This is a genomic window from Agrococcus phoenicis (assembly GCF_047302415.1).
In the GTDB taxonomy this organism is placed as follows: domain Bacteria; phylum Actinomycetota; class Actinomycetes; order Actinomycetales; family Microbacteriaceae; genus Agrococcus.
In genome coordinates this window covers 1349789-1374298 of sequence record NZ_CP154854.1, presented here as the reverse complement: position 1 = coordinate 1374298, position 24510 = coordinate 1349789, and the positions used below count along the sequence as shown (strand labels likewise).

Genomic DNA, 24510 nt, shown 5'->3' with positions numbered 1-24510 from the left:
CGCAGCCGCGGCCGCAGCGGACGACTGCCCGGACCGCGCGCCGCACCGGCCGCCGCGACCCGCTCACGTCTCGGGCAGCGGCTCCTGCGGCGGCGCGTCGCCCGCACCGGGTTCGACCGGCGTCGTGGGCTCGGGCTCGGGCTCGGGCTCGGGCTCGGGCGAGGTGGGCGGCGGATCGCTCGGCGAGGGCTCGACCGGCGGCTGGGTCGTCGGCGGCGGCGGAGGCGTCGTCGGCGTCGTGGGCGGCGTCGTCGGGGCGGGTGTCTCCGGCGGCGGAGCCGGTGACTCCTCGCGCGGTGGCACGGTCGGCGTCGGTCGGCCGGTGCCGGGGTCGGTGATCGGGCGCGGCGTGGCCTCCGCGATCGCATCGCGCGTCGCCTGCGATGCTGCGGCGCGCGCCGCGGCTGCGTCGACCTCGCCCTGCGCCTCGAGCTGGAACGCCTCGGCCATCCACGCCGCGGCGACGTGCAGGCTGAGTCCCTCCACGAGGTCGAGCGCATCGGATGCGGTGTGGTCGCCCGCGAGCACGGCCAGCAGCGCGCTCAGGTGGGCATCGGAGTCCTGCAGGCTCGCGAGCGCCTCCGCCGGCGCGAGCGCGAGGTCGAGCTGCAGCGTCGCGACGTCCGTGCGCAGCTCGGCGGTCGAGATCGCGGCGGCCTGCAGCTGCTGGAGCGCCGCCTCGAGGCGATCGATGCGCGCATCGTCGAAGTCGCGCGGGTCACCGAGGGCCCGCAGCTCACGGGCGAGCGCATCGGCGCGCTCCGCCGTGACGCCGGCGATCGGCTCGCGCTGCTCGGCGGCGGCGTCGACGCACGCGGCGGTCACGTCGAAGGACTCGGGGTCGCCGGAAGCATCCGCGCGCGCCGACCAGGCGTCTGCGAGCTCCCGATCGTCGTCGCTCACGAAGCCGCCCTCGGCGATCGTCGCCAGGATGGCGTCCCGGTGCTGTCCCAAGGATGCGCGCTCCGCCGCCGGCAGCACCCAGTCGGCCGCGACCACGTGCTCCGCGGCCTCCAGCACGTCCTGCGCGCGGCGCTCGAGTCCGACGGCGCTGACGATCCGCTCGGTGAGCTCGCAGCCGGCGAGCTCGTGCTCGACGTGCCATGCCTCGATCTGCCCGGCGAGGTCGCCCGCTCGCGCCTGCGAGCTCCATGCCACGACCGAACCCGAGACGATGAGCGCGGTCGCGGCGGCTGCGGCGAGCCCGACGGTCCAGCGGCGGCGATTGCGGCGGCGGCGCAGCTCGGCCAGCACTGTGATGCGACGGCGCGCCTCGGCGTCGGCCGAGCTCGAGGGCTCGATCGATGCCTGCTCGTCCACGGGCGGGACCTCACAATCGTGCGTGATGTGCAGGTTCATGCTAGACGACGTGGGGGACGCCGCGCCGAAGCGGTCGCGTGATGCCAGGATCGAGCCGTGAGCATCCTCTCCCGCCCGCTGCGCATCGGCAGCTTCGAGGCGCCCAACCGCATCATGCAGGCCGCGCACTCGAAGCAGTACTCCGATCGCGTGGAGTCCGACCGCGAGACGGCCTACTTCGAGCGTCGTGCCCGGGGCGGCTGCGGGCTCTTCGTCGCCGGCAACCACCTGGTGCACCCCACCGCCTCGACGCGCGGCTTCGAGGATGCGTGGCGGCCCGAGGCCGTCGACGCGAACCGGCGGATGACCGATGCGATCCACGAGGCGGGCGCGCGGGTGCTCGTGCAGCTCAACCACCACGGGGCGCAGGCATCGCCGGAGGGGCCGGACGGGCCGCGGCCGGTCTTCGCGCCCAGCCGCGTGCTCTCGCCCTCGACCTCGGTCGCGACGCGCGCTGCGAGCCACGCGGAGATCGCGCGCTTCGTCGAGGCGTGGGCCGACGCCGCCGAGCGCTCGCGCCTGGGCGGCTTCGACGGCGTCGAGATCCACCTGGCGCACGGCTACCTGCTGCACCAGTTCCTCAGCCCGCTCTCCAACCGGCGGGCGGATGCCTACGGCGGCGACCTCGAGGGCCGCACGCGCTTCCCGCGCGAGGTGCTGCGCGCGGTGCGGGCTCGCGTCGGCGACGACTTCACCGTCGGCATCCGCATCGTCCTCGACGAGCACAACGCGGCGGGGCTCGACCCGGCAGCCTGCCGCGAGATCGTCGCGGCGCTGCGCGAGGAGGCGCGCATCGACTTCCTGGACACCGCTGCCGGCGGCTACGACGACGTGCACTGGGTCTTCCCCTCGTCGGCGATGCCCGAGGCCTGGCTGCGCGACGAGGTGGCGGCGCTGAAGCGCGCGAACCCTGACATCCCGGTGTTCGGCGTCGGTGCGGCACGCAGCGTCGAGCAGGCCGAGGAGGTGATCGCCAGCGGCATCGCCGACATGGTCGCTCTCACGCGAGGGCAGCTCGCCGATCCCGATCTCGCGGCCAAGCTCCTGACGGGCGCGACCGACGGCATCCGGCACTGCATCCGACTGAACCAGGGATGCCTCGGGCGCGGCAGCCAGGGGCTGGCGGTCACCTGCACGGTCAACCCGGAGGCCGGCCGCGAGCTCGAGGCGTCGCCCCGCACCGCGGCCTCGCCGCGCCGCTGGACCGTCGTCGGCGGCGGCCCGGCGGGCCTGCGCGCAGCGCTCGACCTCGCGCGCCTCGGCCATGCGGTGACCCTGCTCGAGCGCGAGGAGCGGCTCGGCGGGCAGCTGCTGCGCGCCGCGCGCGTGCCGGGCCGGTCCTCCGTGTCGCTGCTCGTGGCCGACCTCGAGCGCGACGCCAGAGCCGCGGGCGTCGACATCCGACTGGGTGCGCTCGCCGACGCGGCGACCATCCGCGCCACTGCTGCTGCCGGGGTGGTGCTCGCGACGGGTGCGGTCGCGCCGGCGACCACCTCCCTCGCGGTCGACGGCGCGTTCCTGGGGGAGCGGCCGGCGACCGTCGACGCGTGGACGGCGCTCGACGATCCGGCAGCGCTCGGCGACCGCGTCCTGGTGGCCGACGACGACGGCACCGCCTACGCCTCCGGTGTGCTCCTGAGCCTCGTCGCGAGCGGTGCCTCCGTGCGTGTCGTGACGCCCTTCGAGCAGCTGCTGCCGCACGTGGGCACGGGCTACGACCGGCAGCTGGTGCTGCGCACCCTCGCGGCGGGGCGCTTCGAGCGCGTGACCGGCGCGCGCGTGCGAGTCGACGGCGGTGCTCTCGTCGCGGTCGACGCGCTGACCGGAGCGGTGCAGCCGCTGGAGCAGCCCACCGCCATCGTCGCGCTCACGCCTCGCGAGCAGGTCGGCCTCGATGGGCGAGCCGGTGACGACGTCGCGGCGCTCGAGGCGAGCCTCGGCATCCCCGTCGCCGTCATCGGCGATGCGGTCGCGCCGCGCGGCATCGACGCCGCGATCTCCGAGGCATGGCGGTTCGCGCGCACCACGGCCGAGTAGGGCGCTCGGCCATCGCCCCGGCCCCTCCGGGTGATGGGTCGGCGTGCGGCCTGCGGCGTCCGGTCTGCGGCGACGGTGCCGCTGGCGCTCCGGGCGTCGTTGCGCGATGCTGGCCCCGCGGTCGCCCGGCCGCGGAGAGGAGCAGCCGCATGGCGACCACGATGAACCCCTACCTGGCCTTCGAGCGCGAGGCGCGGGAGGCGATGAACTTCTACCACGGCGTCTTCGGCGGCGACCTGGTGCTGACGACCTTCGGCGAGGGCGGGATGCCGCACGAGCCGCAAGATGCGGAGCTCGTGCTGCACGCGCAGCTCACGACCGCCGAGGGCGGCACCCTGATGGGCAGCGACACCCCCACGGGCGTCGAGGCGCCGCAGCGCGGTCAGCAGGTGTCGGTCTCCGGCGACGACGGCGAATCCCTCACGCGCACCTGGGATGCGCTCTCCGAGGGCGCCCGGATCCTCGAGCCGCTCGCGGTCGCGCCGTGGGGCGAGACCTTCGGGATGCTGGTCGACCGCTGGGGCGTGACGTGGATGGTGAGCATCGCCGCGGAACCCTCGCAGACGGCGTAGCCCCGCAGGGACGGGCTGAGCCCGCGCTCCTCGGAGCGAGGGCTCAGCCCGTCGGCCTACGCGTCGTCGCTGGGCGGGTCGGCCGGGCCGCCCGAGGCCGTGTCCTGCTCGGTCTCGGGGTCGTGGCTCGTGTGCGTGTGCGAGGAGACCTCCGTGGTCTCCTCCTTGTCGAACGAGTCGCCGTGCTGCTCCTCGTGGTGGTGCTCGTGGTGCTCGTGGTCGCTCATGAGTGCCTCCTGTCGTCGGGCCTCCGTTGTACACCGCGCCGGTGTGCGTCGGCCGACAGCCGTAGGCTTGGGGCATCCACGACCTGCGAAGGAGCAGCCCCATGCCCGAGACGATCATCGCCGGCTACGCACGCACGCCGTTCGCCAAGTTCCTGGGCCAGCTGGCGCAGACCCCCTCCACCGAGCTCGGCGCGCACGCGGCGAAGCACGCGCTCGAGAAGGCCGGGGTCGACGCGGCAGCGGTCGACGCCGTCGTGGTCGGACAGGTGCTGCAGGCGACCGTCGGGCAGAACCCGCCCCGCCAGACCGCCGTCGGCGCGGGCATCCCCATGACGGTGCCGGCCCTCGGCGTGAACGCCGTGTGCCTCTCCGGCACGGAGGCCGTCGTCACCGGCCACCGCATGATCCAGCTCGGTGAGGCCGACGTGGTCGTGGCCGTCGGCCAGGAGTCGATGTCGCTCGCGCCTCACGCCGCACCCATGCGCGCAGGCAGCAAGTTCGGCAGCGTCGGGCTCATCGACACGATGCAGTTCGACGGCCTCACAGACGCGTTCGACCGCGTCGCGATGGGCGAGTCGACGGACGGCTACAACGCGGCCTACGACATCACGCGCGAGCAGCAGGATGCGCTGGCAGCGGCCTCGCACGCGCGACTGGCGCGCGCGCAGGCGGACGGCGCGCTCGACGACGAGATCGTGCCCATCGAGGCGAAGGCCGGCCGCTCGACCGCGACCGTGTCGGCCGACGACGGCGTGCGCGCCGACACCACCGTCGAGTCGCTCGCCGGGCTCCGCCCCGCCTTCACGAAGGACGGCACGGTGACCGCCGGCAACGCGTCCCAGATCACCGACGGTGCGGCGGCCCTCGTGCTCGTTTCCGACCGCTACGCCGCCGAGCACGGCCTCACGGGGCTCGCGCGCATCGTGTCCACCGGCTTCGTCGCGGGCGCGGACGTCTCGCTGCACTCCCAGCCCGCCGACGCCATCGAGCAGGCCCTCGGGCGCGCGGGCCGATCGGCGAGCGAGCTGCAGGCGGTCGAGATCAACGAGGCGTTCGCCGCGGTGGGCGTGGCCTCGACCCGCCAGCTCGGCGTCGACCCCGAGATCGTGAACGCCAACGGCGGCGCGATCGCCCTCGGCCACCCGATCGGCGCATCGGGCCTGCGCATCGTCGGGCACCTCGCCCGCCGCCTGCAGCAGCTCGGCAGCGGCTCGCTGGGCGCGAGCGGCATCTGCGGCGGCGGCGGCCAGGGCTCGGCCGTCGTGCTCGAGGCGCTCTGAGCGTTCCGCCCGCAGCGGATCCGCTGCAGGGCGCGCACCCGTCCGGCCTAGGCTGGGCGGGTGCGTCTGTCTGTGCTGGATCTTGCTCCCATCAACCCCGGTGAGACCGCCGGCCAGAGCCTGGCAGGCTCGGTCGAGCTGGCGCGGGCCGCAGAGCGCGGGGGCTTCGCCCGCGTCTGGTACGCGGAGCACCACAACATGGCGACCATCGCCTCCAGCGCCACCAGCGTGCTCATCGCCCACGTCGCCGCGCACACCGAGACCATCCGCCTCGGGGCAGGCGGCGTGATGCTGCCGAACCACTCGCCGCTCGTCATCGCCGAGCAGTTCGGCACGCTCGCCGAGCTCCACCCCGACCGCATCGACCTGGGGCTCGGGCGCGCACCGGGCACCGACCAGCGCACGTGGGCGGCGCTGCGCCGCGACATCCGCGCGTCGGAGCAGTTCCCGCAGGATGTGGTGGAGCTGCGCGGCTACCTGGCCGGCGAATCGGTCGTGCCCGGCATCCGCGCGGTGCCCGGGCACGGCACGAGGGTGCCGCTGACGATCCTCGGCTCCTCGCTGTTCGGCGCGCAGCTCGCGGCCGCGCTCGGCCTGCCCTACGCCTTCGCCTCGCACTTCGCCCCCGACGCGCTGCACCAGGCGATCGCGGTGTACCGCGAGCGCTTCGAGCCGAGCGAGCAGCTCGACGCGCCCTACCTCATCGCCGGCATCAACGCCGTCGTCGCCGAGCGCCGCGACGAGGCGATGGCGATCCAACGGGCGATGGTGCGCGCGCGCGTGCGCGGCCTGCTGCTGCGCGACAGCCCGATCGCGCAGACGGTGGGCGACGACGAGCTCGACGCCCTCGCGCACAGCCCGCAGGCCGCCGGCATCATGAAGATGACGCAGCACACAGCGCTCGGCACCGGCGAGGAGGCCGTCGCGACGCTGCGCCGCTTCCAGGTCGAGGCCGACGCCGACGAGCTGATCATGGCGGTGCACGGCACGACCGCGGAGCGCGTGCGCGCGCTCGAGCTGATCGAGGCGGCCGGCGGACTCGCCGACGCCGCCGCCTGAGCAGCGAGGCGGGGCCGCCGCGCGGGTCTGCCCGGCACTGCGCCTCCGGCCCGCGCCGCCCGCCGCCTAGCGAGGCCGCGCGAGCAGGCGGGTGACGGATGCTGCGGTCGCCGCGAGCAGCTCGGCCGCGTCGCGCTGCAGCTCGGCGAGCGCCGCCGGTCCGGGCGCGAGCGAGAACGCCGGCACCGCCATCGCTCGCGCCGCATCGGCGTCGACGGAGCCGGCGATGACGACCAGCGGCACCCCGTGCCGCTGCGCGGCCGCGTGCACGACCGACACGACCTTGCCGCCCGCGGACTGCGCGTCGAAGCGGCCCTCGCCCGAGATCACGAGGTCGGCCCCCGCGACCGCGGCGTCGAGCCCGACCAGCTCGGCGAACCAGTCGCCCCCGGCGACGATCTCTCCGCCGGTCAGTGCGCGCAGCACGCTGGCAACGCCGCCGGCAGCGCCGGCTCCCGGCACCTCGATGATGGATGCCGCGTCGACGCCGAGCGCCGCGGCGCCCACGCGCGCGAAGCGCTCGAGCGCCGCATCGAGCGTCGCGACGGCTGCCGCGTCGGCGCCCTTCTGCGGCCCGAAGACGGCGGCGGCGCCGCGCGGGCCGGTGAGGGGGGCGTCGACGTCGGTGACGAACCGCCAGCGCGCGGCGAGCGCTCGGGGATCGATGCCCGTCGCGTCGAGGTGCGCGATGGCCGCGAGCCCGCCGCCGCCCGGGCCGAGGGGCGCGCCTGCCGCATCCGCGAGGTGCACGCCGAGCGTTGTCAGCACCCCGGCGCCGCCGTCGCTGGTGGCGGATCCCCCGAGCAGCAGCGTGACCTCGGTCGCGCCCCGCTCGAGCGCGTCGAGCACCACGCGGCCGAGCCCGGCGGTCGAGGCGGCGAGGGCCTGCAGCGGGGCGTCCTCGACCTGGGGCAGCCCAGCGGCCTGCGCGAGCTCGATGACCGCGTGGCCGCCGTCGAGCGCCCAGTGCGCGCTGGCCGGGCGCCCGATCGCGTCGACGGTCTCGGTCACCGCCTCGATGCCGCCGCGGGCGAGCACGGCCTCGAGCGAGCCCTCACCGCCGTCGGCCATCGGCACCTGCACGACCTCGGCCTCGGGCGCGACGGAGCCGACGCCGCGCGCGACAGCGACGCACGCCTCGGCGGCGCTCAGGCTGCCCTTCAGGGAGTCGAGCGCGACGACCACCCGCAGCGCGGTCACCGCACGAGCCCGTAGCGATCGGTGAAGCGGGCGAGGATCGTCTGCGGGTGGGTGACGTCGGCGGCGCGGCCGGCGGCGACGAGGTCGTCGACCTCCTCCGGGGAGAAGTAGCCGTGGTCGCGATAGGCGCGGATCCGCTGCTCGAGCCCGGCGCTGTCCAGCTCGGGGTGGAACTGCGTGCCGACGACGTGCTGGCCGACGCGCACCATGTGCACGCAGGCGGCGGAGACCGCGAGCGTCGTGGCGCCCTCCGGCGCCTCGGCGATGCCCTCCTTGTGGCCGCCGAACGCCGTGAACGCCCGGGGGAGGCCGTCGGTGAGCCAGTCGTCGCCGACGAGGCTCAGCTCGACGGGCGCGACCGACTCGGCGATGCCCCGCACCATCCGGCTGCCGAGCGCGTGCACGAGCGCGCCGAGTCCGAGGCAGGCGCCGAGGTAGGGCACGTCGTCGCGGATCACCTCGCGCGCGAGGTCCGTGAGCCACGCCGTCGTCTTGGCGTGCTCAGGCTGCCGACCGTGCCCGTCGCTGAAGTTCGCCGGCCCGCCGCCGACCAGCACGGCGTCGACGTCGCGCAGGTCGAGGGCCGGCTGCTCGCGGTCGAGCCGCACGCGGCGGATCCGCGTGTCGTCGAGCCTGCCGAAGCGCACCATGCCCTCGAGCTCGGCGTCGGCGACGTCGTCCTCCGGTCGCGACTGCACGATGAGGATCTGCCTCACGCGATGCCCCGCTCGGTCGAGGGTGCTGCGACGGCAGGGGCGGGTGCCCTCGTGCCGTCCGCGGACCACACGCCGCTCGAGCCGCGTCGATGCGAGCCGACGAGGTGCGTGTCCACGATGCCCACCGCCTCCATGAGGGCGAACATGGTCGTCGGGCCGACGTGCGCGAATCCGCGCCGCTTGAGCTCCTTCGACAGGGCGAGCGACGCAGGGCTCTGCGTCGGCACCTCGGCCTGCGAGGCGGGCACCGGCGTGGTCTCCGGCTGGAACGACCAGATGAGCGCCGGCAGCCCGCCCTCGTCGCGCAGCGCGACGGTGGCGCGGGCGTTCTGGATCGTGGCGTCGACCTTGCGACGGTTGCGCACGATGCCGGCGTCGGCCATCAGGCGTGCGGCGTCGCCCTCGTCGAAGCGCGCCACGGCGTCGGGCTCGAACCCTGCGAAGGCCGCGCGGAACGCGGGCCGCTTGCGCAGGATCGTCACCCAGGACAGGCCCGATTGGAAGGCCTCGAGCGAGAGGCGCTCGAACAGGCCCGTCTCGTCGCGCACCGGCACGCCCCACTCGTGGTCGTAGTAGTCGCGCAGCAGCGGGTCGGAGGCCGCCCACGCCGGGCGGGCGAGGCCATCCTCGCCGACGATGAGGTGCATGCCCACAGGCTAGCCGCCGCTCGTGCGGCCGCTCGCCGCACGACGCGGGCGGTCGCGGCATGCGCGGGCGTCCTAGGCTGTGGCGGTGCAGGCAGACGCGACGCGGTCGGAGGCGGTGGCCCGCGCCTGGCGCGAGGGGGCTTCGGTCGCGCTCGCCACGAGTGCCTACGGACTCTCGTTCGGTGCGCTGTCGATCGCGAGCGGCCTCGACCTGTGGCAGACGATGGCGCTGAGCCTGCTGATGTTCTCGGGCGGTTCGCAGTTCGCGTTCATCGGCGTGATCGCCGCGGGAGGCGGCGTCGCCGGCGTGGCGAGCGCCGCGATGCTCGGGCTGCGCAACGCCCTCTACGGCATGAGCATGCGCAGCGTCCTGCAGCCGCGTCCTGCGATGGTGCCGCTCACCGCGCACCTGACGATCGACGAGTCGACCGCGGTCGCGCTCGCCCAGGAGGAGCCGGCGGCGCGACGGGTCGGCTTCTGGGTGACGGGCGTGGGCATCTACGCGGGGTGGAACCTCGCGACCCTCGCCGGTGCCCTGCTGGGCGACCTGCTCGGGGATCCGAAGCAGTGGGGGCTCGATGCCGCCGCTGCCGCTGCCTTCGTCGGGCTGCTCTGGCCGAGGTTGCGCGCCCGGCAGGCGATCGCCGTCGCTGCGGCGAGCGCGGCGCTCGCGGCCGCGCTGCTGCCGGCGCTGCCGTCCGGCATGCCGGTGATCGTGGCCGCCACCGTCGGCGTGGTCGTCGGGCTCACCGACTGGTTCGCGCCTCGGTCGTCGGGAGAGCCCGCATGACGCTGTGGCACCTGATCCTGCTCGCCGCGATCGCGGTGCTCGCGATCAAGCTCGTCGGCTATGCCGTGCCGCAGCGCCTCTTCGAGCGCCCTCGCCCGCGGCGCACGCTGGAGCTGCTGACGGTCTCGCTGCTGGCCGGCTTGGTCGCCGTGCAGACCCTGGGCGGCGACGACGGCGTGGTGGTGGATGCGCGGATCCCAGCGGTGCTCGTGGCGGCCGGGCTCTTCGCGGTGCGAGCGCCGTTCATCGTCGCGGTGATCGCCGCCGCTGCGGTCGCCGCGCTGCTGCGTCGGTTCGCCGGTCTCGCCTGATCGACGGGCGAGGCGCGCGTCGCCCGCGAGGCCCGGGCATTCGCTAGGGTGGACGTCTCAGGCGGCGAACGCCAGCCGCTCGGGCCGAGGCGCGAGCACAGGCGGCATCGCTATGCTGATCGTCCGCCGGCTCCCGCCGGCCCCGTCCGCGTGGAGGAAGCGCATGACTGAGCACGACGCCGGCAAGCCGGGCAACGACGGCGAGAGCACGCAGTCGTGGGGTGACGACTACCGCGCTCAGCTCGCCGCCATGATCGAGGGCACCACGGCAGAGGATCGCGACGCGGTCGCATCGCTGCCGTCGGGCTCCGCGATCCTCGTCGTGCGCCGCGGCCCGAACGTGGGTGCGCGCTTCCTGCTGGACCAGGACTCGACCGTCGCCGGCCGCCACCCCGACGCCGACATCTTCCTCGACGACGTGACGGTCTCGCGTCGCCACGCGGAGTTCATGCGCGACGGCACGGCCTTCGAGCTGCGCGACCTCGGCTCGCTGAACGGCACCTATCACAACGGCGAGCGGGTCGACTCGGTCGTGCTGCGTGACGGCGCCGAGGTGCAGGTGGGCAAGTTCCGCCTGACCTTCTACCGCTCGCGGCTCGACCTCGAGCCCCGCGCGTGAGCGCGCAGGCTGCGCGCAAGCCCGCCGGCCTGCTCTCGATCGGGCAGGTGCTCGCGAAGCTCGGCCCTGAGTTCCCCGACCTGTCGCCGTCGAAGCTGCGGTTCCTCGAGGATCAGGGGCTCATCTCGCCGCAGCGCACCGCGAGCGGCTACCGCAAGTTCGACGGAGCCGACCTCGAGCGCCTGCGCTACATCCTGACCCTGCAGCGCGACCACTACCTGCCCCTCAAGGTGATCCTCGGTCACCTGGAGGACATCGACGCCGGCCGCACCCCGCAGATCCCGGGTGCGAACGTCCGCGTCGAGGCGCCCTCCATCCTGGGCGCCGAGCGCCGCCTCTCGCGCGCCGAGCTGCAGAGCGAGGCCGGCGCCTCCAAGCAGCTGCTCGCCGAGGCCGTCTCCGCGCAGCTCGTGCCGGGTGCCGAGCCCTTCGGAGAGGCGGCGGTGCAGTCGCTCAAGGCGCTCGTCGAGCTGCAGCGCTTCGGCATCGAGCCCCGTCACCTGCGCGGCATGCGGCAGTCGGCGCAGCGCGAGGCCGCCCTGATCGAATCAGCGCTCAAGCCCATGCGAGGTCGCCGCGAGACGGGCAGCCAGGCGAAGGCCGCCGAGGCTGCGCGCGACTTGGCGAGCCACATCCAGTCGGTGCGCGAACAGATGATGCGCGACGCGCTCGGCGCCTGATCGGGCGACGACCTGCCGAGTGGTGCCTGGGCCTCGTCAGGGGCAGGGGGTAGGCTCGCACCCGACACGCCGCACCGCGCGCGAGATCCCCGCAGTCGGGGCCGCGGGTGGATACGGTGGGCCATCACTCAACCGCGACTTGAAGGTTGAGCCCAGCACAGCGGAAGGGACGGCCATGCGCGACGGCAGCGGAGACCAGGGCGACACCGGCGGTCGCGACCTCGGTCTGCTGTTCACGGACGGCCTGCCGCAGCAGGACGACTCGGTCGGCTACAAGGGCGCCATCGCCGCGGACGCAGCAGGCATCACCTACCGCCAGCTCGACTACTGGGCCCGGACGGGGCTCGTCGTGCCGACGGTGCGGCCTGCGCACGGCTCCGGCAGCCAGCGCCTCTACTCCTTCCGCGACATCCTCGTGCTGAAGCTGGTCAAGCGGCTGCTCGACACCGGCATCTCGCTGCAGCAGATCCGCGTGGCCATCCAGCAGCTCCACGACGCGGGTGTGCGCGACCTGACGCAGACCACCCTCATCTCCGATGGCGCGAGCGTCTACCTGTGCACGTCGAGCGACGAGGTCATCGACCTCCTCGGCCGCGGCCAGGGCGTGTTCGGCATCGCGGTCGGCAAGGTGCTGCGCGAGGTGGAGACCCAGCTCATCGAGCTCGAGGTCACGCCGGTGGAGCAGCAGCCGGTGGACGAGCTCGCCGCGCGCCGCGCGCGCAAGAGCCGCACCGCCTGAGCCCGCCGCCTGAGCCGCACCTCCGTCCCCTCACTGGCGCCTCCCGCCCCTGACTGGCGCCTCCCGCCCCTGAATGGCGCCTCCCGTGCCTGAGTGGCGCTTCCCGTGCCTGAGTGGCGCTTCCCGTGCCTGAGTGGCGCTTCCCGTGCCTGAGTGGCGCTTCCCGCGCCTGAGTGGCGCTTCCCGTGCCTGAGTGGCGCTTCCCGTGCTTGAGTGGCGCTTCCCGTGCTTGAGTGGCGCTTCCCGTGCTTGAGTGGCGCTTCCCGTGCTTGAGTGGCGCTTCCCGTGCTTGACTGGCGCCTCCTGCGCCTGAGTGGGGCCTCCGCATGTGAGTGGCGCTTGCTGCGTGTGACTGGCGCCTCCCGCGCCTGAGCGGTCATCGCATGGAGACACTCCTCGCATTCGGCACTCGCCAGGACATCTTCGGAAGGCGCCTCGCAGACTGATGGCGCTACTCGTGCGCGGAAGTCGCCACTCAAGTTTGCTGCACGCCACCCGCGTGCTGCAGTCGCCACTGACACGCGGGAGGCGCCACTGACGCGCGGGAGCCGCCAATGACGCACCGGAGGCGCCAATGACGCACCGGAGGCGCCACTCAGGCGCGGGAGGCGCCACTCACGGGCGGGAGGCGCCATTCAGGCGCGGAAGGCGCCACTCAGGCGCGGAAGGCGCCACTCAGGCGCGGGAGGCGTCACTCGCGGGCGGGGCGGCGAAGCGTAGGGCGGACCCGGGGGCGGCGCCGGCCGGCGCTAGCGCTGCGGCGACTCGTCGGTCGCGTCGGGGGCCGACGCGGCAGCGGCTGCTTCTTCCAGCTCGGCGGCGGCCGTCGCGTCGACGGCAGCGGTCGGCGCCGGCACCTTGCGACCGGAGGCGGCCTCGTCGCCCGCGCGACCGGCAGAGGTCTGCACGATCTGGAGCAGCTCGTCGAACTGCAGCGCCATCTCCTGCGCGCCCTCCCCGGGCCACACGTGCAGCGGCCGGGCAGCGCCCTGCGCCTGCTGCATCGACGTGCGCTCCGGCAGCACGGTGTCGAGCACGAGCGGACCGAACATGTCCTTGAGCTCCTGGATGCGGTACTGGTGCTCGAGCGACTGCGGCCGAGCGCGGTTCACGACGATGCCGAGCGGCTGGAGGCGCGGGCTCAGGCCGCGGCGGATCTCCTCGATGGCGCGCAGCGCGCGGTCTGCGGCGGCGACCGAGAAGAGCCCGGGCTCCGTCACCACGAGCACGCGGTCGGAGGCGGCCCAGGCCGTGCGCGTGAGCGCGTTCAGCGAGGGGGCGCAGTCGACCAGCACCAGGTCGTAGTCGTTCTCGACCGTCGTCAGCGCGGTCTCGAGCTTCCAGATGTCCTTGATCGTCGGGTGCGGGCCGTCGAAGTTGATCGCGGAGGGCGAGCCGATCAGCACGTCGATGGTGCCGCCGTGCCCCTGCGTCCACCCGGAGGGCGAGATCGCCTGCTGCACGACCTTGTCCTTGGGGTTCGCCAGCACATCGGCGATGTTGAGCCTGCCCTCGATCTCGATGTCCATGCCGGTCGAGGCATCGGACTGCGGGTCGAGGTCCACCACCAGTGTGCGGAGGCCTTTCGCGAATGCGGCGGAGGCGAGACCGAGCGTCACCGTGGTCTTGCCGACACCGCCCTTGAGCGAGCTGATCGAGAGTACGTGCACGGCGGCCAAGCCTAGCGGCACTAGATTGGATCGGAAGCGCCGCCACACCTCGGAGGTCTCCTGCATGTTCAAGAAGCTGCTCGTCGCCAACCGCGGCGAGATCGCGATCCGTGCCTTCCGAGCAGCGAACGAGCTCGGCATCAAGACGGTCGCGGTCTACGCCCACGAAGACCGCAACTCGCTCCACTGCCAGAAGGCCGACGAGGCGTACCAGATCGGCGAGCCCGGCCGCCCGGTGCGCGCGTACCTGAGCGTGAGCGAGATCATCCGGGTCGCGCAGGACGCGGGTGCGGATGCGATCTACCCCGGCTACGGCTTCCTGAGCGAGAACCCCGAGCTCTCCACGGCGGCGGCCGCTGCCGGCATCACCTTCGTGGGCCCCGGGCCCTCGGTGCTCGCGATGGCGGGCAACAAGGTCACCGCCAAGGAGCACGCCATCGCCGCGGGCGTGCCCGTGCTGCGGTCGACGCCGGCCACGACCGACGTCGACGCGCTGCTCGCGGGGGCGGACGAGATCGGCTTCCCCGTCTTCTGCAAGGCCGTCGCCGGCGGCGGCGGCCGCGGGATGCGGCTGGTGGAGCGACGCGAGGATCTCAAGGATGCGCTCCAGGCCGCCATGCGAGAGGCCGACAGCGCCTTCGGCGATGCCACGATGTTCATCGAGCAGGCGGTCGTGCGCCCTCGCCACATCGAGGTGCAGATCCTCGCCGACGCGAGCGGCGAGACCGTGCACCTGTTCGAGCGCGACTGCTCGGTGCAGCGCCGCCACCAGAAGGTGGTCGAGCTCGCCCCGGCGCCCAACCTGAGCGACGAGCAGCGCCAGGCGCTGTACCGCGACGCCGTGGCCTTCGCGCGGTCGATCGGCTACGTCAACGCCGGCACGGTCGAGTTCCTCCTCGACACGGCCGGCGAGCGCGCCGGCGAGCACGTGTTCATCGAGATGAACCCGCGCATCCAGGTCGAGCACACCGTCACCGAGGAGATCACCGACGTCGACCTGGTGGGCAGCCAGATCCGCATCGCGGCGGGGGAGAGCCTCGCCGACCTCGGCCTGCTGCAGGATCAGATCTCGATGCACGGGGCTGCGCTCCAGTGCCGCGTCACCACCGAGAACCCCGCCGACGGCTTCCGACCGGACACCGGCCGCATCACCGCCTACCGCTCGCCCGGCGGCGCGGGCGTGCGCCTCGACGGCGGCACGATCAACCCCGGCACCGAGGTCAGCCCGCACTTCGACTCCATGCTCGCGAAGGTCACGTGCCGCGGCCGCGACCTCGACACCGCGATCCGCCGCGCCCACCGCGCCGTGAGCGAGTTCCGCATCCGCGGCGTCGCCTCGAACATCCCGTTCCTGCTCAACCTGCTCGACAACGAGGAGTTCCGAGCCGGCGACGTCTCGACGCACTTCATCGACGAGCACCCCGAGCTCACCCGCATCAACCCGCCGAAGGATCGCGCCTCGAAGGTGCTGTCCTGGCTGGCCGACGTCACGGTCAACAAGCCCCACGGCTCGGCCGACGGCGTCATCAACCCGGCGATCAAGCTGCCGGCGATCGACCTCGAGGCGCCCGCGCCCGACGGCGAGCGCCAGCGGCTGCAGGAGCTCGGCCCGCAGGGGTGGGCGGATGCGCTCCGCCAGCGCACCTCGCTCGCGGTCACCGAGACCACCTTCCGCGACGCGCACCAGTCGCTCCTCGCCACCCGCGTGCGCACGGCCGACCTCGTCGCGGTCGCCCCGCACGTCGCGCGCATGACGCCGCAGCTGCTCTCCATGGAGGCGTGGGGAGGCGCGACCTACGACGTGGCGCTGCGGTTCCTCGGTGAGGACCCGTGGGAGCGCCTGTCGCGCATCCGCGAGGAGATGCCGAACATCCCGCTCCAGATGCTGCTGCGAGGCCGCAACACCGTCGGCTACACGCCCTACCCGACCGAGGTGACGAACGCCTTCGTCGACGAGGCCGCGGCCACCGGCATCGACATCTTCCGCATCTTCGACGCGCTCAACGACGTCGACCAGATGCGCCCGGCGATCGACGCGGTGCTCGAGACGGGCTCGACGGTGGCCGAGGTGGCGCTGTGCTACTCGGGCGACATGCTCGATCCGGCCGAGGATCTCTACACGCTCGACTACTACCTCGGGCTCGCGGAGCGCATCGTCGACGCGGGCGCGCACGTGCTGGCGATCAAGGACATGGCGGGGCTGCTGCGCGCGGGCGCTGCGACGAAGCTCGTGGCGGCGCTGCGCGAGCGCTTCGACCTGCCCGTGCACCTGCACACGCACGACACCGCCGGGGGGCAGCTCGCCACGCTGCTCGCCGCCTCCGCGGCGGGTGTCGACGCGGTCGACGTCGCGAGCGCGGCGATGGCGGGCACCACGAGCCAGCCCTCGCTCTCCGCGCTGGTCGCCGCCGTCGCGCACACCGAGCGCGACACGGGCCTCTCGCTCTCCGCCGTCAGCGACCTCGAGCCCTACTGGGAGGCCGTGCGCCGCCTCTACAAGCCGTTCGAGTCGGGCCTGCCGGGCCCCACCGGCCGCGTCTACCACCACGAGATCCCCGGGGGCCAGCTCTCCAACCTGCGCCAGCAGGCGATCGCGCTCGGCCTCGCCGACGACTTCGAGAAGATCGAGGACTGGTACGCGGCCGCCTCGCGCATCCTCGGCCGCCCGACGAAGGTGACCCCCTCGTCGAAGGTCGTCGGCGACCTCGCGCTGCAGCTCGTGGCGCAGGGCGTCGACCCCGACGACTTCGAGCGGGACCCCCGCAAGTACGACATCCCGGACTCGGTGATCGGCTTCATGGCCGGCGAGCTCGGCGACCTGCCGGGCGGCTGGCCGGAGCCCTTCCGCTCGAAGGTGCTCGAGGGCCGCGACGTCGACATCTCGGTCACGCCGCTCGAGCCTGCCCAGGCTGCGCGGCTCCAGGAGCGGGGCGCCGACCGCCAGCACGCGCTCAACGAGCTGCTCTTCGCCGGCCCGACGAAGGCCTTCGACGAGAGCCGTCGGCTCTACGGCGACCTCTCGGTCGTCGACACGATCGACTACCTCTACGGCATGCAGGCGGGGGAGGAGCACCAGGTCGGCATCGGCCGCGGCGTCACCCTCAACGTGGAGCTCGAGGCGGTCGGCCAGCCCGACGACGACGGCATCGTCACCGTGATGACGGTGTTGAACGGCCAGCTGCGCCCCGTCTACGTGCGCGACCGCTCCGTGACCGTCGACAAGCCGCAGGTCGAGAAGGCGGATGCGTCGGTGCCGGGCCAGGTCGCGGCCCCGTTCGCCGGGGCGGTCACCGTCAAGGCCGCCGTGGGCGACGTGCTCGCCGCCGGCGACGCGGTCGCCACGATCGAGGCGATGAAGATGGAGGCGGCGATCACGACCCCGGTCGCAGGCACCGTCGAGCGCCTCGCGCTCACCGGTACGACGCCCGTGGAGGCCGGTGACCTCATCGCGGTGGTGAAGCCGGCGTGAGCGTCCGCGAGATCCGGGTGTTCGGCGACCCGGTGCTGCGCGAGCGCGCGACCCCCGTCGACCCGACGGCACCTGCCACCGCGGCGCTCGTGCAGGATCTGCTCGACACCGTGCAGGTGCCCGGACGAGCCGGCGTCGCAGCAAACCAGATCGGCGTCGCGAAGGCTGCCTTCTCGTTCCTGGTCGACGGCCGGCTCGGCTACGTGCTGAACCCCCGCATCGACGAGGTGCGCGGCGAGCCAGAGCTCGTCGACGAGGGCTGCCTCTCGGTGCCGGAGCTCGGCTTCCCGACCCCGCGGCACCCCTTCTGCCGCGTGATCGGCGTCGACCTCGCCGGCGACGAGCTGGTGGTCGAGGGTGAGGGGCTGATGGCGCAGATGCTGCAGCACGAGGTGGCGCACCTCGACGGCAGGCTCTACCTGCAGGCGCTCGAGAAGGACATGCGCTCGGTCGCGATGGCCGAGGTGCGCAAGGCCGCCTGGTACTGAGCGCGGCGCAGACGAGGGATGCCCCGGGCCGCGGCCCGGGGCATCCCTCGTCTGCGCGTCAGGCGGTCGTCACTCCCCGACGTCGTGCGCCGTCGAGTTGGACGCGTAGATGTCCTCGATCTGCGCCTCGAAGTCCTTGAGGATGTTGTGGCGCTTGATCGACATCTTCGGCGTCAGGTGGCCGTTGGCCTCGATGAACTCGACGGGGATGATCGTGAACTTGCGCACCGACTCGGCGCGCGAGACCTGCTTGTTCGCCCGCTGGATCGCCGAGCGCACCTCGTCGATGACCGGCGGGTAGGCCGCGGCCTGCTCGAGCGACATCGAGGCGTCGTGGCCGTTGTTCTTCAGCCACGTGGCGAGCATCTCGGCGTCGAGGGTGATGAGCGCGGCGATGAACTTGCGCTGGTCGCCGACGATGACCGGCTGGCCGATGATGGTGTTCGAGCGGATGGGATCCTCGAGCACGTTCGGCGCGACGTTCTTGCCGGCGGCGGTGACGATGATCTCCTTCTTGCGGCCGGTGATGGTGAGGTAGCCGTCGGCGTCGAGCTGACCGATGTCGCCCGTGTGGAACCAGCCGTCCTCGGTGAACGACTCGCGCGTGGCCTCCTCGTTGTTCCAGTAGCCCTGGAAGACGGCGAAGCCCTTGCCGAGGATCTCGCCGTCCTCGGCGATCTTGACGCCGTTGCCCGGCAGCGCGGGCCCGACGGTGCCGATCTTGAACTTCGAGGGCACGTTGACCGTGAGCGGCGCCGTCGTCTCGGTGAGGCCGTAGCCCTCCAGGATGCGGATCCCGAGCGAGCGGTAGAAGTGCGCGAGGAAGGAGCCGAGCGGCGCGGAGCCGGAGACGGCGTACTTGACGTTGCCGCCGAGGGCCACGCGCAGCTTCTTCAGCACCAGCGCGTCGAGCGCCGCGAAGCGCAGCTTGAGGCCCAGCGGCACCTTGCCGGCGTCGAGCGCCTTCGAGTGCTCCACCGCGGCCTTGGCCGCTGCCCGGAAGATGTTGCCCTTCCCGCCGGCCTCGGCCTTCTGCTCGCTCGCGTTGTAGACCTTCTCGAACACGCGCGGCACGGCGAGGAAGAACGTGGGCTTGAACGACGACATCGCCGGCAGCAGCTTCGTGGTGTCGGCCTGGTGCCCGACGCGCACGCCCGCCGCCACCGCGAGGATCGAGATGAAGCGCGCGAACACGTGGGCCTGGGTCACGAACAGCAGCGTCGACGACCCCGGGGCCACGACCTCCGCCATCTCGACCTTCGCGTTGCGGCAGAGCTCGACGAAGTTCGAGTGGGTGAGGATGGTGCCCTTGGGCCGGCCGGTGGAGCCGGAGGTGTAGATGAGGGTGGCGAGGTCGCTGCCGACCGCTGCGCTGCGGCGGCCGTGGATCTCGTCGTCCGAGACCTCCTTGCCCTGCTCGACCAGCCGCTCGAGGTCGCCGCGGTCGATGCGCCACACGTCGGCGATGGCGGGGAGGTCGCCGTGCGCCTCGTCGAAGCGCGACACCAGGTCGGCGTCCTCGAGGATCACGCGCGATGCCCCGCTGTCCGAGAGGATCCACTGGATCTGCGACGGTGCGGAGGTCTCGTACACGGGCACCATGTGCGCGCCGGCGTAGAAGAGCGCGAAGTCGACCAGCGAGAACTCGTACCGCACCTTGCACATGAAGCCGACGGCGTCGCCCGGCTGCACGCCGGCGGCGACGAAGCCCTTGGCCAGCTCGATGACGCGGCGTCGGAACTCGCTCGCGGAGATGTCTCGCCAGCCCTCGCCGTCGGGGACGGAGAACAGTGCCAGCTCGGGGTGCGCGGCGACGGTGTCCTCCAGGAGGTCCGTGATGTTCGCGTCCGGGTCGGGGGCGACGACAGGAGGGATGACACCCTCTGGGGCGGTGAACTGAGGCACTGGGACTCCTTCGGCGTTCGTGCGTTGTGCGTCAGTCTACGGTCGAGGCTGCCGAGGATCCCTCACGGCGCGCATGTCTGTCGAGAGCCACCGACTGCCCTAGGCTCGATGCACCGAGGAGGTGGCGATGATCTACTGGCTGCTGCGGCATTGGGTCGTCGGCCCGTACATGACGCGCGTGTTCCGACCCTGGGTCGTCGGGCTCGACAACCTGCCGGAGCAGGGCGGCGCGATCATCGCCGGCAACCACCTCTCGGTCATCGACTCCTTCCTCATGCCGCTCGCGCTCGATCGCCGCGTCTACTTCCTGGCGAAGTCCGACTACTTCGACGGCAAGGGCGTCAAGGGCAAGCTGATCCGCTGGTTCTTCCTCGCCATCGGCCAGCTGCCGATCGATCGCTCCGGCGGCGAGCGCAGCTCGCAGAGCCTGGACGCCGCGCTCCAGAAGCTGCAGGAGGGGCAGCTCATCGGCATCTACCCCGAGGGCACCCGCAGCCCCGACGGCAAGCTCTACCGCGGCCGCACCGGCGTCGCCCGCATGGTGCTCGACGCCCGCGTGCCGGTGGTCCCGTGCGTGATGGTCGACACCGAGAAGATCATGCCCATCGGCCGCCGCCTGCCGCGGGTGGGCCGCATCGGCATGATCTTCGGCGAGCCGATCGACTTCTCCCGCTACTACAACCTCGAGGGCGACCGCTTCGTGCTCCGCTCCATCACGGACGAGATCATGGTGAGCCTCAACCGGCTCTCCGACCAGGAGTACGTCGACGTCTACGCCTCGAGCGTGAAGGCGCGCGTCGAGGCGGAGCGCAAGGCGCTCGCCTCGCGCCGCTGACGCATCCCATCTCAGTAGACTGATCCGCGGCGCACTCGCGCCGCTGAGCATTGAGGCATGCATGACTGACACGATCGCCAACCCCGAGGTCACCGGGAGCGGCTCCGCCGACCCCGTCTCGATCGAGCGGGGCCTCGACGCCTATCGCTCGCTGGCCATCAGGCAGCAGCCGGCGTGGCTCGACGAGGCTGCGATCGACCGCGTGCGCCGCGAGCTGCGCAGCGCCCCGCCGCTGGTGTTCGCCGGTGAGGTCGACCAGCTGCGCGACCGCCTCGCTGCCGCCGCGCGCGGCGAGGCCTTCCTGCTGCAGGGAGGCGACTGCGCCGAGACCTTCGCCGGCGCGACGGCCGACAACATCCGCAACCGGGTGAAGACCATCCTGCAGATGGCGGTCGTGCTCACCTACGGCGCCGCGATGCCCGTCATCAAGATGGGGCGGATGGCCGGGCAGTTCGCGAAGCCGCGCTCGAGCGACACCGAGACGCGCGGCGACCTGACGCTGCCGGCCTACCGCGGGGACATCGTCAACGGCTACGAGTTCACGCCCGAGTCGCGGGCCGCGGACCCGGAGCGCATCCTGCGCGGCTACCACATGGCCGTCTCGACCCTCAACCTCGTGCGCGCGTTCACGCAGGGAGGCTTCGCCGACCTGCGGCAGGTGCACTCCTGGAACAAGGGCTTCGCGCAGAACCCCTCCTTCGCGCGCTACGAGGCGCTCGCAGGCGAGATCGACCGCGCCGTGCGCTTCATGGAGGCCGCCGGCGCGAACTTCGACGAGCTCAAGGGCGTGGAGTTCTTCACCGGCCACGAGGGCCTGCTGATGGACTACGAGCGCCCGATGACGCGCATCGACTCGCGCACCGGGCTGGCGTACAACACCTCGAGCCACTTCCAGTGGATCGGGGAGCGCACGCGCGAGCTCGATGGTGCGCACGTCGACTTCTTCTCGCGGGTGCGCAACCCCATCGGCGTGAAGCTCGGACCGACGACGACGCCCGCAGACATGGAGGCGCTCGTCGACAAGCTCGACCCCGAGCGCGAGCCGGGCCGCCTGACCTTCATCACCCGGATGGGCGCCGGTCGCATCCGCGACGTGCTCCCGGGCCTGCTCGAGGCATCGAAGTCGCTCGAGTCGACGCCGCTGTGGGTGACCGACCCGATGCACGGCAACGGCATCACGACGAAGAACGGCTACAAGTCGCGCCGCTTCGACGACGTGGTGGACGAGGTGCGCGGCTTCTTCGAGTCGCACAAGCAGGTGGGCACCTTCCCGGGCGGCATCCACGTCGAGCTCACGGGCGACGACGTGACCGAGTGCCTCGGCGGCTCGGAGGCGATCGACGAGCTCGCGCTCGAGAGCCGCTACGAGTCGCTCTGCGACCCCCGCCTCAACCACATGCAGTCGCTCGAGCTGGCGTTCCTCGTCGCCGAGGAGCTGCGCTCCGCCTCCCGCGCGTAAGGGCGCCGCGGCGGCGTCGCGCGCACCGCCGAGCCGGCTCGTGCGCTCAGCGCACAGCCGGGCCGCGTGCGGGCGGGGTCTAGAAGGTCGCGGTGAGCACGACGGTCGAGTCGACCTCGACCATCGTGCCGGGCTCGGTCTCCTGCGAGACGATGTCCATCCCAGGCACGCCCCAGAGCTGCTCGGGGATGCCGGTCTGCAGGTCGGGCACCAGTCGAGCGTCGCGGAGGAGCTGCAGCGCCTCCTCGACGGGGCGGCCGACGACATCCGGCACCTCGACCAGCTCGGGCCCGAGCGAGACGACGCCGGTGATGGTGGCGCCCTGCCGCACGGCGCCCTCGGGGACGGTGACGCTGATGAGGTGCCCGACGGGCACCTCCGCCGAGTGCTCCTCGGCGGAGAAGTCGGCGATGAGGCGAGCGGCCTCGAGGGCGGCGCGCGCCTCGTCGGCGGGCTGGCCAGCCGCAGCGGGGACGGGTCCGAGCGAGACGCGCAGGGCGATCTCGGAGCGCTCCTCGAGCGCCTCGAGCTCGACGATGGGGGTGCCGTCGGGGGCGAAGCCTGCCAGCACCGTGCCCGCCTCGCTGTCGTCGAAGAGCGAGTCCCCACGCTCGGCGACGCGGAACTCGGCCGCCTCGATGGCGTCGCGCGCCTGCTCCTGGGGCAGGCCGGCGACCTCGGGGAGCGGCAGCTGCCGGCGCCCTGAGGAGAGCACGAGCTGCACGCTCTCGCCCCTGCCGAGCACCGTCCCCACCGGGGGCGAGGTGTGCAGCGCCGTGCCGCGCGGCACGTCGTAGTCGGGCTGCTCGACGGTCTCGGCGACCTCGATGCCCGCGTCCGCCAGCAGGGCGACCGCCGCGTCCCGGCTCTCGCCGGCGACCTCCGGCACCGTCGTGTCGCCGCCGGGCCCGAGGTTGAACCACCAGCCGACGCCTGCTGCCGCGAGCGCGCCGATGAGCACGAGCGCGAGCCACAGGATGCCGCGCCGTCGCCGCACCGTCACGCGTCGTGCGAGCGCGGTGGTGGCGACGCCGTCGCCGGCATCCTGCACGACCTCCGGCTCGGCGGCGATCGGCCGGCGCTGCCGCTTGGGGCGCTCGATGACGGTCGTCGAGCGGTCGTCCTCGGTGAGGAACGGCAGCACCGTCGTCGGGGTGTCGATGCCGCGCTCGCGGATCGCGTGCAGCTCCGCGAGCATCTCGCCGGCGTCGGCGGGGCGCAGGTTCGCGTCGCGCTGCGTCGCCCAGTGCACGAGCCCGTCGAGAGCCTCGGGGATCCCGTGCGCCGCGCTCGAGGGCAGTGGCACCGCGTCGTTGGCGTGCTGGAAGGCGATCTGCATCGGCTCGTCGCCCGTGAAGGGCTGCGTGCCCGTCAGCATCTCGAAGAGCATGATGCCGACGGCGTAGATGTCGCTGCGGGCGTCGGCGATGCCGCGCGTGACGAGCTCGGGGGAGAGGTAGGCGATCGTGCCGAGCAGCGCCTTCCCGGTCGCGGTGTTCGCGGTCGCCGCGCGCGCGAGCCCGAAGTCGCCGATCTTGATGCGCCCGTCGTGCGCGAGCAGGATGTTCTCGGGCTTCAGGTCGCGGTGCACGATGCCGGCGCGGTGCGCCGCGGCGAGTCCCGCCAGCACGGCCTCGAGCACGTCGAGCGATTGCTCGGGGGTGATGCGGCCGCGCTCGGCGAGCAGGTCGCGCAGGGTGATCGACGGCACGAGCTCCATGACGAGCCAGGCGAGATCGCCCTCCTCGCCCTGGTCGTAGGTGTTCACGACGTTGGGGTGCGCGAGCCGCGCCGCGGCCTTCGCCTCCTGGATGAAGCGCTCGCGGAAGTCGGGGTCGTCGCCCAGGTGCGGGTGCATGACCTTGACGGCGACCTTCCGGTCGAGCCGCAGGTCGACGCCCTCGTAGACGCTCGCCATGCCGCCGCGAGCGATCCGGTCGCCGACCTCGTACCGACGATCGATCGTGCGCCCGATGACGGGGTCGCGGGAGTCGGCAGTCACGCAGCGAGACTAGGCGCTGGGGGGCGAGAAGGCCGTGCTCCACGCCGTCCGCCGCGCGACACGCTGCCCGCGAGCACGGCATGATGGATGCGTGATGCACGACACCGCGAACCCGGAGCACGCCTGGCTCACCGTCCCCGACCTCGTGGAGCTCCTCGGCGAGCCCGTGGGGCGCATCCACCGCCTCATCGAGGAGCACCGCCTGCCGGCGACCCGGCGCAACGGCCCCGTGCAGGTGCCCGCCGCTGTGCTGCGCGACGGCGAGCCGATGTCGGAGGTGCGCGGCACGCTGCTCGTGCTGCTCGACCTCGGGCTCACGGAGGACGAGGCGATCGACTGGCTGATCGATGTCGACGACGCCCTCGGCACGACGCCGCTCGAGGCGCTCAAGCAGAACCGCAAGGCCGAGGTGCGGCGAGTGGCCCAGACGCAGGGCTGAGGACGCG

At 73.0% G+C, this 24510-nt stretch carries 22 protein-coding genes; 14 read left to right on the top strand and 8 right to left on the bottom strand.

What is annotated here, in order from left to right:
* Positions 1-63: 63 nt before the first annotated feature.
* On the bottom strand, positions 64-1320 hold the full coding sequence (locus AA0Z99_RS06635) for a hypothetical protein (RefSeq protein WP_413320632.1): 1257 nt from the start codon (positions 1318-1320) through the stop codon (positions 64-66).
* 96 nt (positions 1321-1416) lie between these two features.
* On the opposite strand from AA0Z99_RS06635, the gene AA0Z99_RS06630 reads away from it, so the two are divergent.
* Positions 1417-3396, top strand: a complete 1980-nt coding sequence (locus AA0Z99_RS06630) for an FAD-dependent oxidoreductase (protein ID WP_413320630.1) — start codon at positions 1417-1419, stop codon at positions 3394-3396.
* Between the two features lie 149 nt (positions 3397-3545).
* Entirely contained in the window at positions 3546-3968 is a 423-nt protein-coding gene (locus AA0Z99_RS06625; protein WP_413320628.1) for a VOC family protein, read from the top strand.
* A gap of 56 nt (positions 3969-4024) precedes the next feature.
* Here AA0Z99_RS06625 and AA0Z99_RS06620 read toward each other — a convergent pair whose 3' ends face one another.
* Positions 4025-4195 (bottom strand): hypothetical protein, encoded by a 171-nt coding sequence (locus AA0Z99_RS06620; RefSeq protein ID WP_413320626.1) that lies wholly within the window; start codon positions 4193-4195, stop codon positions 4025-4027.
* 101 nt (positions 4196-4296) lie between these two features.
* Between AA0Z99_RS06620 and AA0Z99_RS06615 the strand changes: the two genes are divergently transcribed.
* Positions 4297-5475 carry an acetyl-CoA C-acyltransferase gene (locus tag AA0Z99_RS06615; RefSeq protein ID WP_413320624.1) on the top strand — a complete coding sequence of 393 codons (1179 nt, stop codon included), beginning with the start codon at positions 4297-4299 and terminating at the stop codon, positions 5473-5475.
* Positions 5476-5535: 60 nt separating this feature from the next.
* On the top strand, positions 5536-6534 hold the full coding sequence (locus tag AA0Z99_RS06610) for an LLM class flavin-dependent oxidoreductase (RefSeq protein WP_413320622.1): 999 nt from the start codon (positions 5536-5538) through the stop codon (positions 6532-6534).
* Positions 6535-6600: 66 nt separating this feature from the next.
* On the opposite strand, the gene AA0Z99_RS06605 is transcribed toward AA0Z99_RS06610, so the two are convergent.
* The 3 genes from AA0Z99_RS06605 to AA0Z99_RS06595 are packed head-to-tail and all read right to left on the bottom strand — an operon-like array spanning position 6601 to position 9097.
* Positions 6601-7734 carry a glycerate kinase gene (locus tag AA0Z99_RS06605; RefSeq protein WP_413320620.1) on the bottom strand — a complete coding sequence of 378 codons (1134 nt, stop codon included), beginning with the start codon at positions 7732-7734 and terminating at the stop codon, positions 6601-6603.
* Entirely contained in the window at positions 7731-8450 is a 720-nt protein-coding gene (locus AA0Z99_RS06600) for a glutamine amidotransferase-related protein (protein WP_413320618.1), read from the bottom strand. The genes AA0Z99_RS06605 and AA0Z99_RS06600 overlap by 4 nt, the downstream gene beginning before the upstream one ends.
* Positions 8447-9097, bottom strand: coding sequence for a DNA-3-methyladenine glycosylase I (locus AA0Z99_RS06595; protein WP_413320616.1), 651 nt, complete (start codon positions 9095-9097; stop codon positions 8447-8449). Before AA0Z99_RS06595 ends, AA0Z99_RS06600 begins: the two co-directional genes overlap by 4 nt.
* Before the next feature lie 85 nt (positions 9098-9182).
* On the opposite strand from AA0Z99_RS06595, the gene AA0Z99_RS06590 reads away from it, so the two are divergent.
* The 5 genes from AA0Z99_RS06590 (at position 9183) to AA0Z99_RS06570 (ending at position 12236) form a co-directional block, all read left to right on the top strand.
* Positions 9183-9887, top strand: coding sequence for an AzlC family ABC transporter permease (locus tag AA0Z99_RS06590; protein ID WP_413320614.1), 705 nt, complete (start codon positions 9183-9185; stop codon positions 9885-9887).
* On the top strand, positions 9884-10198 hold the full coding sequence (locus AA0Z99_RS06585) for an AzlD domain-containing protein (protein ID WP_413320612.1): 315 nt from the start codon (positions 9884-9886) through the stop codon (positions 10196-10198). Before AA0Z99_RS06590 ends, AA0Z99_RS06585 begins: the two co-directional genes overlap by 4 nt.
* A gap of 250 nt (positions 10199-10448) precedes the next feature.
* Complete coding sequence (locus AA0Z99_RS06580; protein ID WP_413320794.1) at positions 10449-10817, top strand: FHA domain-containing protein; 369 nt, start codon at positions 10449-10451, stop codon at positions 10815-10817.
* A complete protein-coding gene (locus AA0Z99_RS06575; RefSeq protein WP_413320610.1) occupies positions 10814-11497 on the top strand; it encodes a MerR family transcriptional regulator in 684 nt (227 codons plus the stop codon). Before AA0Z99_RS06580 ends, AA0Z99_RS06575 begins: the two co-directional genes overlap by 4 nt.
* Before the next feature lie 175 nt (positions 11498-11672).
* Complete coding sequence (locus AA0Z99_RS06570; protein ID WP_413320608.1) at positions 11673-12236, top strand: MerR family transcriptional regulator; 564 nt, start codon at positions 11673-11675, stop codon at positions 12234-12236.
* Positions 12237-12985: 749 nt separating this feature from the next.
* Here AA0Z99_RS06570 and AA0Z99_RS06565 read toward each other — a convergent pair.
* Positions 12986-13906, bottom strand: coding sequence for a ParA family protein (locus AA0Z99_RS06565; protein ID WP_413320792.1), 921 nt, complete (start codon positions 13904-13906; stop codon positions 12986-12988).
* A gap of 64 nt (positions 13907-13970) precedes the next feature.
* Between AA0Z99_RS06565 and AA0Z99_RS06560 the strand changes: the two genes are divergently transcribed.
* Together AA0Z99_RS06560 and AA0Z99_RS06555 are read left to right on the top strand one after the other, a co-directional pair.
* Positions 13971-17375 carry a pyruvate carboxylase gene (locus AA0Z99_RS06560; protein ID WP_413320606.1) on the top strand — a complete coding sequence of 1135 codons (3405 nt, stop codon included), beginning with the start codon at positions 13971-13973 and terminating at the stop codon, positions 17373-17375.
* On the top strand, positions 17372-17863 hold the full coding sequence (locus AA0Z99_RS06555) for a peptide deformylase (protein WP_413320604.1): 492 nt from the start codon (positions 17372-17374) through the stop codon (positions 17861-17863). Before AA0Z99_RS06560 ends, AA0Z99_RS06555 begins: the two co-directional genes overlap by 4 nt.
* 69 nt (positions 17864-17932) lie before the next feature.
* On the opposite strand, the gene AA0Z99_RS06550 is transcribed toward AA0Z99_RS06555, so the two are convergent.
* A complete protein-coding gene (locus AA0Z99_RS06550) occupies positions 17933-19768 on the bottom strand; it encodes an AMP-dependent synthetase/ligase (RefSeq protein ID WP_413320602.1) in 1836 nt (611 codons plus the stop codon).
* 127 nt (positions 19769-19895) lie between these two features.
* On the opposite strand from AA0Z99_RS06550, the gene AA0Z99_RS06545 reads away from it, so the two are divergent.
* Together AA0Z99_RS06545 and AA0Z99_RS06540 are read left to right on the top strand one after the other, a co-directional pair.
* Positions 19896-20603, top strand: a complete 708-nt coding sequence (locus AA0Z99_RS06545) for a lysophospholipid acyltransferase family protein (protein ID WP_413320600.1) — start codon at positions 19896-19898, stop codon at positions 20601-20603.
* 61 nt (positions 20604-20664) lie between these two features.
* Positions 20665-22062, top strand: a complete 1398-nt coding sequence (locus AA0Z99_RS06540) for a class II 3-deoxy-7-phosphoheptulonate synthase (protein ID WP_413320598.1) — start codon at positions 20665-20667, stop codon at positions 22060-22062.
* A gap of 79 nt (positions 22063-22141) precedes the next feature.
* Here AA0Z99_RS06540 and pknB read toward each other — a convergent pair whose 3' ends face one another.
* Positions 22142-24064: a Stk1 family PASTA domain-containing Ser/Thr kinase gene (pknB, locus tag AA0Z99_RS06535; protein WP_413320596.1), complete on the bottom strand. Its 1923-nt coding sequence runs from the start codon at positions 24062-24064 to the stop codon at positions 22142-22144.
* A 94-nt stretch (positions 24065-24158) separates the two neighbouring features.
* Here pknB and AA0Z99_RS06530 point away from each other — a divergent pair, with 94 nt between their 5' ends.
* Positions 24159-24503: an Rv2175c family DNA-binding protein gene (locus AA0Z99_RS06530; RefSeq protein ID WP_413320790.1), complete on the top strand. Its 345-nt coding sequence runs from the start codon at positions 24159-24161 to the stop codon at positions 24501-24503.
* The last annotated feature ends 7 nt before the right edge of the window (positions 24504-24510 follow it).